Raw genomic sequence first — 11,202 nt, forward strand, 5'->3', positions numbered from 1 at the left:
ATTCATGATACGTGGGATTGGTACGGATCTGTGCGATATGCGACGCATAGGGCGGGCACTTGAACGGTCTGGCGAGCGGTTTCTAGAGCAGGGTTTCACCGCGAGGGAGATTGCCTATGCAAACACCCGTCAGGGAGACGGGCGTCTCGGTATTCTCGCCAAACGATGGGCAGCGAAGGAAGCCTGTGCAAAGGCTATGGGAACAGGATTTCGTGACGGAATCCGGCTGACCGATATTGAAGTGCGTAACGACGCGATCGGGAAGCCTGAATTGCATCTGTCGGGTAAGGCCGGGGAATATCTGCAGTCCATGGCTCTGCCTGGTGAAAAGGTCGTCGTCCAGCTTAGCCTGAGTGATGAGATGCCTTATGCCATTGCTTATGTGATCATTGAATCGGTTGCCTCTCCTGCGTGATAGGTTGTCGCCAAATCCCCTTCTCCTGCGCTAAGAAACTGAAATGACCGAAATGACTCCGGAGGCAACGCCCTCCAAGCGAAAAGAAGATACCCCTCTTGAGATCGTTCGCTTTGTGGCGATCTGGGTGATCATATTGCTGGCTATACGTACTGTCTTCGTAGAGCCGTTCAATATCCCAAGTGCTTCCATGATTCCTACTCTTCAGGTCGGTGATTACATTGTGGTGACCAAATTCGATTATGGCTGGTCGCGTTTCTCCATGCCGTTCTCGCCGCATCTTTTCGAGGGGCGTATCTGGGGAGCCACGCCGCATCGGGGTGATGTGGCTGTCTTTCGTTACACGCAGAATAACTCGATTGACTACATCAAGCGTATTATCGGCTTGCCAGGCGATCATATCCAGATGCGTGCTGGCGAACTGTATCTAAATGGTTCTCTGGTGCCGCGTCAGTCTCTGGGCGCCTATTCGGTCATGGATGAGAACCGTCTGCCGCAAACGGGTATACGCTATCTGGAAACGCTGCCAGGCAGCGCGGGAGCCCCTCCGGTTACGCATCAGATCCTGAAGCAGACTGATGAAGGTGAGCAGAATGACACGCGTGAATACGTCGTGCCGGAAGGCTATTTCTTTGCGATGGGTGATAATCGCGACAACAGTGGCGACAGCCGTTTCCAGCGCGACAACGGTGTTGATCTCGGTTATGTGCCAATGGTCAATCTGGTGGGCAAAGCACGCTTCGTGTTCTTCTCTTACGAGGCCATCCATCCTCTGTGGCAGTTCTGGCAGTGGCCTTTCGAAATTCGCTGGAGCCATCTCTTTGCCACCATGCATTGAGGTCTGATGATGAACGGTCACGACGGCATTCTGGACGAACTCCAGGACGCACTTGGTTATCATTTTACCGATCAGGGCTTGTTGCGACAGGCTCTGACCCATCGTTCGGCTGTATCTTCCCGTCAGGTCGCCGTGCTCCTCGCGGGGGTGCCAGACCTGCTGAGACGGTCTCGAACGAACGTCTCGAATTCATGGGCGATCGGGTGTTGGGACTATTAATGGCTGAATGGCTGCTGGAGCAGTTTCCGAGCGAGCCCGAAGGAGCACTCGGACCGCGTCATGCTTCTCTGGTATCACGCAATGCCCTGGCTCCTATCGCGGAGAGTATCTGCGTATCCAAGGCCTTGCTTATTGCAGAGCATGAAGAGCAGGCAGGTATACGTGGTCTGGCCAATGTACAGGCCGATGCCATGGAAGCACTTCTTGGTGCGCTCTATCTTGACGGGGGATTGGAGCCGGCGCGCCGGTTCGTCCGGTCGCGGTGGAAAGACCTGCTTGTCTCCCAGATTGCGCCGCCGAAAGATCCAAAAACTGCATTGCAGGAGTTTGTGCTTGCGCGCGGCTCGGCCTTGCCGGAATACGAGACCCTCTTAATGGAAGGGCCTTCCCATGCGCCGCGCTTTACAGTTGCGGTATGTGCCATGGGTGAGGCAGGAGAAGGCGTGGCGGGAAGTAAACGCCAGGCCGAGAGCGAGGCGGCGACTGCCCTGCTCCGGCGATTGAACCGTAGCCGTAAAGGCACGAAGGATAAGAAATGACGACACGTTGTGGTTTCGTCGCCCTAGTCGGGGCGCCGAATGCCGGAAAATCCACTCTGATCAACCGTATGACCGGTACGAAACTTTCGATTGTCAGCCCCAAGGCGCAAACGACCCGTTTCCGGGTGCTTGGCATCCTGATGCGTCAGACGGCGCAAATTCTGCTGGTTGATACACCCGGAATTTTCAAGCCTCGCCGCAAGCTTGATCGCGCTATGGTTGCGGCAGCCTGGACCGGCTCTCAGGATGCCGATATCTCGCTGCTGCTGATCGATGCCAAGGCGGGGATCCGTGAGGAAGCCCAGGCAGTTATCGACACACTGGCCAAGCAGAAACGTCGTGTCTGGCTTGTGCTCAACAAGACCGATCTGGTCAGCGCGCAGCAGCTTCTGCCTCTGACAAAGTCCATTACCGAGCAACTGACGGTCGAGCATGTTTTCATGCTGAGCGCGCGATCAGGTGATGGGGTCGATGATCTGCTCGATCATCTTGCCAGGGAACTGCCGGAGGTCCTTACCTCTATCCGGAAGATGATCTGACCGATCTTCCCGACCGTCTGCTGGCGGCAGAACTGGTCCGCGAGCAGATTTTCATGCAGACCCATGAGGAAATTCCTTATCAGGCAACTGTTGAGACCGAGAGTTTCAAGGAGCGTCCTGACGGTTCCGTGCGTATCGATGCGACAATCTATGTATCGCGACCTGGTCACAAGGCGATTCTGATAGGTGAGGGGGGGCGCAAGATTCGCAGCATTGGCGAGCGCGCCCGTCTTGATCTGGGGCGATTGCTAGAACGGCCCTGCCATCTTTTCCTGAATGTGCGTGAACGCGCCGGATGGGATGAGGAAAAGGCAAGATTGCGGGCCATAGGTCTTGATGACGCCTGAGAAGTTCTTGTGAGGACAGGCTGTGCCCTATAAGAGAGGCGCGGGTTGTGAGATGGCCTTCACGAGGCTGCAACGAAAGAGGAAGCGATGACCGAAACTTTTGCACGCTACAAGCGCGTTCTTCTCAAGGTTTCGGGCGAGGCCCTGATGGGCAGCGGATCCTTTGGCATAGAACCTCAGGTCGTTGAGGCAATTGCAGACGATGTGGCGGCTGTTTCCCGAAGCGGGGTACAGGTCTGCCTTGTGATTGGAGGGGGCAACATTTTCCGTGGTGTCGCTGCAGCGGCCAAGGGAATGGACCGGGCACAGGGTGATTATGCCGGTATGCTCGCAACGGTCATCAACGCCCTGATGATGCAGAATGCTCTCGAACGGGCCGGGATCGATACCCGTGTGATGTCAGCCATACAGATGTCGTCTATCGCCGAACCCTATATCCGCCGTCGTGCCGTACGTCATATGGAAAAGGGGCGTGTGGTGATTTTTGCAGCAGGAACAGGCAATCCGTTTTTCACGACCGATACGGCAGCGGCTCTTCGCGCCAATGAGATGGAATGTGATGTTCTGCTCAAGGGTACACAGGTTGATGGCGTCTACTCCGCTGATCCGCGTCGTGTGCCAGATGCCGAGCGTTATGATGAGCTTTCCTATATGGAAGTGCTCTCCCGTGATCTGAATGTCATGGATGCAACAGCGGTCTCGCTTGCGCGCGAAAACCGCCTGCCGATCATTGTTTTCAATATTCATGCACCGGGAGCGTTTGCCAGCGTGATGCGTGGCGAGGGACGTTTTACCCGAATTCTGGAAACAGCCTGAACAGGACGCCTTCAAGACGTCCCTCTTTGAATGTCCATAAAGGAGAGAACAATGCCTGCTGAGCTGAATGACCTGCTCGAAGACCTGACACGCCGCATGGATGGTGCGATGGAGAGTCTTCGCCGTGATCTTTCCGGTTTGCGTTCAGGGCGTGCGAGCCCGAATCTGCTCGAGCCCGTGCGTGTGGAAGCTTATGGCAGTGAAGTCCCTCTCTCTCAGGTCGGATCAATTGCGGTTCCCGAGGCGCGCATGCTGACTGTTTCCGTATGGGATCGCGGGCTGGTAGGTGCTGTTGAGCGGGCTATCCGTGATGCTGGTCTCGGCCTTAACCCGGCCGCTGATGGACAGACCGTGCGAGTGCCTATTCCGCAGCTTACCGAGGAGCGCCGCAACGAGCTGGCCCGTGCCGCTGGTCGTTATGCCGAAAACGGCAAGATTGCCGTGCGCAATGTACGCCGCGACGGCATGGATCAGATCAAGACCCATGAGAAGAAAAGCGAAATCAGCCAGGATGACATGAAAGTCTGGTCTGATGGCGTACAGAAGCTGACTGATCAATACGTCAAAAAGGTTGATGACATGCTCGCGGAAAAGGAACGCGAGATCAAACAGGTCTGATCGCATATCGTGTCATCTCCGCGTTCCAGTTCAGTCGCTACTGCCGAGCCCGAGCTCGCCATCGTGCCGCGCCATGTCGCTGTCATCATGGATGGCAACGGCCGTTGGGCGCGGGCGCGAGGCAAGTCCGTCATAGCCGGACACCGCGCCGGTGCCGAGGCAGTGAGGCGCTGCGTCAAGGGCGCCATTCTCTCCGGTGTCCGCTATCTGACGCTTTATGCCTTTTCTTCCGAGAACTGGCAGCGGACGGCAGAAGAAGTGGCTGACCTTACTTCTCTGCTGCGATTTTATCTGCGGCACAAGGTTGCAGAGCTGCACGAGCAGAATGTGCGCCTTACGTTTATCGGGGATCTCAGCCGTTTCGATTCCGGATTGCGCGGAGAGATCGAGCGGGCAGGCAAGTTGACGGCGCAGAATACACGGCTGACTCTTGTTCTTGCCCTTTCTTATGGCGCACGTGATGATATGCTCAGAGCGGCACAGAATATTGCGCTGGCCGCACGTGATGGTGAAATTGATCCGACCATGATGAGCGAGCAGGATTTCGGCCGCTATCTGCAGACGTCCCCCTTTCCTGATCCTGATCTGATCGTCCGGACCAGTGGTGAACGCCGCCTGTCAAATTTCCTGCTCTGGGAATCAGCCTACGCGGAATTATCCTTTCTTGACGTCATGTGGCCAGATTTCGATGAAACTCATTTTGCTGCCTTGATGCTGATTTTTCCCGACGTGAACGTCGTTTTGGAAAACGCCTGACAATGGACAGTGCATTGTGACAGCACGCAGCGCCAATCAGCGCTGGTCCGATCTTCGTCTGCGCCTTATTTCCGCAGCCGTGATCGTACCTGTCGCCCTCCTTTGTATTCTTGCTGGGGGCAATGCCTATCGGGCGATGATCCTCCTCGTCAGTCTGGGCCTCGTTTACGAGGGGGCCGCAATGGCCGGGCTGAGCTGGAAGCGCGGTGCCAGAAGCTGGCGCGGCGGACTGCTTCTGCTATGGCCTGTTATGGGGCTTCTGATTGCCATGACAGGCGAGTGGCGGGTCGCCTTCGGGCTGACCCTGTCGGCAGCTGTTTTCGGTATGGCTCAATGGATCTGCGTTGCGGTAGCCGGTTTCGGCGGCTTGTCCCTTCTCTGGTTGCGAGAGCAACCCGGGACGGGAGCATTTCCCGTACTTTTCATCATTTTTGTCGTGATCGCCAGTGATAGTGGCGCTTATCTGGCTGGCCGCATTATCGGCGGTCCCAAGCTTGCCCCAAGTATCTCACCTGGAAAAACCCGCTCCGGCGCTCTGGGTGGCCTTCTCGCTGCGGGCGTGGCCGGGTTCGCTACAGCATGGTTCTCAGGGCAGGGTGGCCTGATTTGCGGGACTATCTGGGGAATGATCCTTGGCTGTGCAGCCCAGTGCGGGGATCTGGCAGAAAGTGCGGCAAAGCGCCGTGTCGGGATCAAGGATTCCGGCTGGCTCATTCCCGGTCACGGTGGGCTGCTGGATCGTTTTGACGGGCTGCTGGCTGCTGCACCGTTGGCAGCGCTCGTTTCCTTGTCGGTGCCCGGACAGGTCTTCTGTCTGCGACGCCCCTGGATATCCTTGCGACCCTTTTCCATCCTTTTCATCCATAACTCTCTGCTTTCCTGCATTGATCTGGAGTATCCTGAGATCATGACCTCGTCCCCGCGCAGCATTACCGTTCTTGGCAGCACCGGCAGCATTGGCTGTTCGACGATTGATCTGCTGCTGGCCGAGCCGGAGCGCTTCCAGGTTCGAGCGCTTGTCGGTGGCCGTAATGTGGCTCTGCTGGCAGAACAGGCGCGTGCGCTGCATGCAGAAGTTGCCGTGATCAACGACGAAAGCCTGCTCGACACGCTACGCACTGCCTTGAAGGGGAGTGGCGTGAAGGCTGCTGCCGGACGAAATGCGGTCATCGAGGCTGCCGCGATGGAAGCTGACTGGACCATGGCGGCCATTACCGGAGCGGCCGGGCTGGAGCCTACTCTGGCTGCGACACGCAACGGGCATGCCATCGCTCTGGCGAACAAGGAAGCACTCGTAAGTGCCGGTGATGTCATGCTGCGCGAGGTGGCTGCCGCCGAAGCCACGTTACTTCCTGTGGATTCCGAGCATAATGCCATTTTCCAAAGCCTGACCGGTAGCCCGGTTGAGAGCATCGAGAAGATTATTCTTACTGCATCAGGTGGCCCATTCCGGTGCGCGACGCTGGAAACCATGCGTGAGGCAACTCCGGAGCATGCACTCAAGCATCCGACCTGGAGCATGGGTGCCAAAATCACAATTGATTCCGCTTCAATGGCCAACAAGGGGCTGGAAGTCATCGAGGCTGCACGTATTTTTGGTCTGAGTAATGAGCAGATCGACGTTCTGGTTCATCCGCAATCGGCTGTGCATGGTCTGGTCCAGTTTCGTGATGGCAGTCTGATTGCCCAGCTTGGCGCACCGGATATGCGTGTGCCGATTGCCAATACGCTGGCATGGCCCGATCGCATGCAGACCAATGCACCACGTCTTGATCTGGCAGTGCTGTCCCGTCTGGATTTCGAGGCACCGGATGAAGTGCGTTTCCCTGCACTGCGTCTGGCGAGAGAGGCCCTTGTCGCCGGGGGCGCTTCACCCACAATCTTCTCTGCTGCCAACGAGATTGCAGTAGAGGCGTTCCTTGACCGCCGCATCGGTTTCCTTGGCATCAGTGATACTATTGCCTATGCAATGGAACAGCTCGGTTCGCCCTCTCTGGATACTCTTGATGACGTTCTGCACTGGGATGCGGAAGCGCGTCGTGTGGCCGGGATTTTCGTGGCGCGCGAGCGTAGCAATTCGTTGAAAGGCGCGGAGCATCTTCATGCATGAGTTTGCGGTTACAGTTCTTGCCTTTGCTCTGATCCTTGGTGTGCTCGTATTCGTGCATGAGATGGGTCATTATCTCGCGGCTCGATGGCGTGGCGTAAAAGTGGATACGTTCTCGATCGGTTTTGGTCCTGCGCTTTATCGCTGGCGCGACCGTACGGGAACGGAGTGGCGTATTTCGGCCATTCCCCTTGGCGGATTTGTCAAACCCCATGGCTTTGAAGATCCGGAAGATGCAACGCCGGAGCAGAAAGCAGCCTGGGTACCGGGCCAGACTTTTCATGACAAACCTGTAGGCTCACGCATGCTGGTGATCGTCATGGGGCCGGTCTTCAATTTTATCTTTGCTATTCTTCTTTTCACAGTTCTTTACGTTTCGGTGGGCAAACCGGAAATGAAGAACGAGATTGCCCAGGTTGCACCTCATAGTGCGGCCGAACGGGCGGGATTGCAGAAGGGTGACGTTATCACGCGGCTTGGTTCTCTCGACGTATTCAATTTTGCCGATATCCAGGCCCATGCAGTCGCGATGCCGGGGGTACAGACAACTCTTGGGATCAAACGTGGAGAACAGTCGCTTACCCTGCCGATCACTCTTGATCGTGTGCCCGGCAAGCTGGGTGCGCCCGATAAAGGAAGCATTGGCATCATGGCCGAGCTCGTGCCGGGTAAACCCATGCCATTTGCACAGGCGGCTGGCGCCGGGTTGAAGGAAACCTGGCATGTTTCAGTTCAGACATTGCAGGGTGTCTGGCAGATTGTTTCCGGTCACCGTAGTGCCAAAGAGCTTGGTGGTACGATCCGTATCGCGCAGCTATCCGGTCAGGTCGCCCATTACGGTTTTGCAAGTATCCTTTCTTTCATGGCCCTGCTTTCGATCAATCTGGGTCTGATCAATCTCTTTCCGATTCCACTGCTTGATGGTGGCAGACTCGTTTTCTATGTGGCCGAGGCAGTGCGTGGCAAACCCGTTTCAAGGCGGGTACAGGAAATTAGCTACCAGGCCGGGTTTGCTATTATTGCTGCGCTTTTCCTGTTTTCGACCTTCAACGATCTGTCGAATCTCGGGCTGTTCCACTAAAAAGAGCGCCATTACCCCACCCGCTGACACAGAGTGTTACGACACTTCATGTCGCGGGGTGCTTGCCTCGCAGGGTAGAAGTCGGATACGTCCGATTGGGATAAACGCGGTCGATGGTTCCGGCTTCGTTGCATAAAACTAAATTGTCTGAAATAAACCTTCACGCTGGGTTGATGAAGTTAAGGAACGTCCGTCTTGTCAGGTAAACGTCTCGTTCTCCTTGCGTCGGTTTGCATGCTCCCCGTCTGGGCAGGCACGGCCGAGGCTCAGAAGGCCCGTCGTGTCTCTCCGCATCATGCCGCCCATCAGCGTACAGCCGATGGTCAGGTGATCGAAACGATCGATGTGAAGGGCAACACACGCATCGAAACCAGCACCGTCCTCTCCTATATGGTGGTGCAGCCCGGCAATCGTTTCAATCAGGACGATCTCGATCGCTCGCTGAAGACGCTCTATGCGACAGGTCTTTTCAAGGACGTCACGATGCGCCGCTCCGGCGGTACGCTTGTTGTGGATCTGGTCGAAAACCCGATCGTCAATCGTATTGCGTTTGAGGGCAACCACGCGGTCAAGGACGAGGATCTCCGCAAGGAGATCAGCATGCGTCCCCGCGCGGTCTTCTCGTCACAGTCTGCGGCCGCTGATCGCCAGAAACTGCTGGATCTCTACGCGTCCAAGGCCCGTTTCGGGGCAACGGTAACGCCACAGATCATCAAGTTGTCGCATAACCGTGTCGATGTTATTTTCAAGATCAATGAAGCCCGCCAGACACTGATCAACAAGATTGTTTTTGTTGGCAACAAGGCGTTCAGCGAAGCGCGGCTGGCTTCGGTTGTTTCATCCAAGGAGACAGAGTGGTATCGCTTTTTCTCATCATCGGATGAGTACAATCCGGAGCGTATCAAATACGATGCCGAACTGCTGCGTCGTTTCTACCTGCATAACGGGTATGTCGATTTTCATATGATCAATGCGACAGGCGAATTGTCACCTGACCGCAAGAATTTCATCATCACCTTTACGCTGGATGAGGGGCCGCGTTACCGCATCGGCAAGATGGATGTCCGGTCAAGCCTGCGTCACGTTGAGGCTAAAGATCTCAAGAAATATATCGATCTGTTCCAGCACCAATGGTACGACGGCACGGCAATCCAGAACAACGTGACGGGCATGCAGGAGCGCCTGCAGGCGACAGGTCATCCTTTTGCGATGGTGCGTTCCGAGATTGCGCGAAATCCTGAAAAGCACATTGTCGACCTGCTCTTCGATGTGAACGAGGGGCCGCATGTCTATGTCGAGCGCATCGACATCAACGGTAATACGGTAACCAAGGACAAGGTTATCCGGCGCGCTCTGCCGATGGCAGAGGGCGACCCATATACACCCTTCGACCGTAAATACTCCAAGGCCGCACTTCAGGATCTCGGCTATTTCAGTACGGTTTCGGTTGATCAGACCCAGGGTTCTGCACCGGACAAGGTCAACGTGGCGGCCAATGTCGTCGAGAAGCCCACGGGTGAATTCTCGCTGGGCGGCGGCTACTCAACAGACGTTGGTATTCTGGGTAACGGCTCGGTCAAGCAGCATAACCTGCTCGGTACGGGCATGGATGCCGGTATTTCCGGAACGGTTGCCTATTACCAGAAGCAGGTCGATCTCTCTCTGACAGATCCCTATTTTCTGGATCGCAACATCGTCGCCGGTATCGATATTTTCGGTATCGAAAATAATTACCAGACCTATCAGTCCTATAAGGAAGGGCGGTATGGTGCGACGCTGCGTATGGGGTATTCGTTCAATAACTACCTGTCCCAGACCTGGAGCTACTCCCTGATTGACCGCCGTGTAGGCAATATCTTCAGTCAGAGTGATATCCAGAACTACGGTTATGAATATGTCCCATCCTATTACGTTCAGGATTCGGCAGGCTGGTCGTTGCTGTCTCAGCTCAGCACCACGCTGACTTACGACCGTCGTGACAACCGGATGCGGCCTCGCAAGGGATTCATCATCAACGTAAGTGGCGACTTTGCCGGTCTCGGTGGCGACGTGAAATATCTGCGTGCCAAAGCCGATGTTCAGTACTATGTGCCTCTTGATTCCATCACGGGATCCCATAGCTGGGGGCTGCAGTTCAAGGGCGGTGCGGGCTATATGGGCGACTGGTCCAAGAGCAGCAATGTCAGCATTATCGACAACTTCTATCTCGGTGGCGAAAATCTGCGCGGCTTCCTGCAGGGTGGTGCCGGACCGCGCTCCGGTCATATAAATTCCACTACGCCTCAGCCGGGACAGGAAGATCTGATCGGTGGCCGCTTCATCTATACAGCGTCCGCTCAGCTCAATTTCCCGCTACCCATGGGAGAGGATGTCGGTATTTCAGGTCGCTACTTTGTTGACGCCGGTAGTCTGGCCGGATTGCGGGTAAAGAACCGCTATACGAATGCCGCGACCGATGGCTACAAATATACACCAGTTACGGGTGATACCCTGACGCCTCGTGTCACGACGGGTCTGGGTATTTCCTGGAAGAGCCCGTTCGGTCTGGTCAATATCGACGCCGCCGTTCCGATCCGCAAATCGCGTAATGACCGTCTCTATCCGATCCGCTTCGGTTTCGGGCAGCAATTCTGATCACAGCCTTATCCCAACCCGTCGTTGTCTCTCGCGAGGGACAACGACCGCCTTGGTCTTGAACAGAGGTTTACATGTCTTTTTTCCCGGCAGCCCGCCTTATGGCGGCTTCAGCGCTGCTCGCTTCTGTAAGTCTTCCGGGTCTTGCTCAGGCGCAGGCTGTACAATCCTCGTCTGGTGGTAATGGTGGCTGGTTTGTGCCCAAGACAGCCCAGCCAGCTGCAGCGCCGGCGCCTCGCGCCGTAAGGCGTGTGCCCGTCGCCCAGCCGATGCCGCAGGATGGCGACGAGCCC

7 protein-coding genes and 5 pseudogenes are annotated in these 11,202 nt (G+C 56.1%); all 12 read left to right on the plus strand.

The window, feature by feature from the left end:
• The first annotated feature begins 4 nt into the window (after positions 1–4).
• Positions 5–415: a holo-ACP synthase gene (gene acpS, locus JCM25354_RS13135; protein ID WP_025886344.1), complete on the plus strand. Its 411-nt coding sequence runs from the start codon at positions 5–7 to the stop codon at positions 413–415.
• A gap of 52 nt (positions 416–467) precedes the next feature.
• Complete coding sequence (gene lepB / locus JCM25354_RS13140; RefSeq protein WP_035447860.1) at positions 468–1,253, plus strand: signal peptidase I; 786 nt, start codon at positions 468–470, stop codon at positions 1,251–1,253.
• Positions 1,254–1,259: 6 nt separating this feature from the next.
• Positions 1,260–2,011, plus strand: a pseudogene (rnc, locus tag JCM25354_RS18995) (ribonuclease III).
• Positions 2,008–2,897 (plus strand): annotated as a pseudogene (era, locus tag JCM25354_RS19000) (GTPase Era). Before rnc ends, era begins: the two co-directional pseudogenes overlap by 4 nt.
• A gap of 87 nt (positions 2,898–2,984) precedes the next feature.
• The gene (pyrH, locus tag JCM25354_RS13155; RefSeq protein WP_025886346.1) at positions 2,985–3,713 is read left to right on the plus strand and encodes a UMP kinase; all 729 of its coding nucleotides are present in this window, start codon (positions 2,985–2,987) and stop codon (positions 3,711–3,713) included.
• A gap of 51 nt (positions 3,714–3,764) precedes the next feature.
• Positions 3,765–4,331, plus strand: a complete 567-nt coding sequence (gene frr, locus JCM25354_RS13160; RefSeq protein WP_025886347.1) for a ribosome recycling factor — start codon at positions 3,765–3,767, stop codon at positions 4,329–4,331.
• Between the two features lie 87 nt (positions 4,332–4,418).
• A pseudogene (uppS, locus tag JCM25354_RS19005) lies at positions 4,419–5,107 on the plus strand (polyprenyl diphosphate synthase).
• 59 nt (positions 5,108–5,166) lie between these two features.
• Positions 5,167–5,811 (plus strand): annotated as a pseudogene (locus JCM25354_RS21745) (phosphatidate cytidylyltransferase); the annotation flags it as partial.
• A 183-nt stretch (positions 5,812–5,994) separates the two neighbouring features.
• On the plus strand, positions 5,995–7,197 hold the full coding sequence (gene dxr, locus JCM25354_RS21750; protein WP_025886348.1) for a 1-deoxy-D-xylulose-5-phosphate reductoisomerase: 1,203 nt from the start codon (positions 5,995–5,997) through the stop codon (positions 7,195–7,197).
• Complete coding sequence (gene rseP / locus JCM25354_RS13175) at positions 7,190–8,275, plus strand: RIP metalloprotease RseP (protein WP_025886349.1); 1,086 nt, start codon at positions 7,190–7,192, stop codon at positions 8,273–8,275. Before dxr ends, rseP begins: the two co-directional genes overlap by 8 nt.
• Positions 8,276–8,509: 234 nt before the next feature.
• Positions 8,510–10,909: an outer membrane protein assembly factor BamA gene (bamA, locus tag JCM25354_RS13180; protein WP_035447862.1), complete on the plus strand. Its 2,400-nt coding sequence runs from the start codon at positions 8,510–8,512 to the stop codon at positions 10,907–10,909.
• Between the two features lie 74 nt (positions 10,910–10,983).
• Positions 10,984–11,202 (plus strand): annotated as a pseudogene (locus JCM25354_RS22705) (OmpH family outer membrane protein); the annotation flags it as partial.

The sequence above is a fragment of the Asaia prunellae JCM 25354 genome, from assembly GCF_000613885.1.
Lineage (GTDB): Bacteria > Pseudomonadota > Alphaproteobacteria > Acetobacterales > Acetobacteraceae > Asaia > Asaia prunellae.

What these genes read in the sequence shown, in the direction of transcription:
- rseP (WP_025886349.1), top strand. Translation starts at nt 7,190, where the DNA reads ATGCATGAGTTTGCGGTTACAGTTCTTGCCTTTGCTCTGATCCTTGGT.
- pyrH (WP_025886346.1), top strand. Translation starts at nt 2,985, where the DNA reads ATGACCGAAACTTTTGCACGCTACAAGCGCGTTCTTCTCAAGGTTTCG.
- frr (WP_025886347.1), top strand. Translation starts at nt 3,765, where the DNA reads ATGCCTGCTGAGCTGAATGACCTGCTCGAAGACCTGACACGCCGCATG.
- acpS (WP_025886344.1), top strand. Translation starts at nt 5, where the DNA reads ATGATACGTGGGATTGGTACGGATCTGTGCGATATGCGACGCATAGGG.
- lepB (WP_035447860.1), top strand. Translation starts at nt 468, where the DNA reads ATGACTCCGGAGGCAACGCCCTCCAAGCGAAAAGAAGATACCCCTCTT.
- dxr (WP_025886348.1), top strand. Translation starts at nt 5,995, where the DNA reads ATGACCTCGTCCCCGCGCAGCATTACCGTTCTTGGCAGCACCGGCAGC.
- bamA (WP_035447862.1), top strand. Translation starts at nt 8,510, where the DNA reads ATGCTCCCCGTCTGGGCAGGCACGGCCGAGGCTCAGAAGGCCCGTCGT.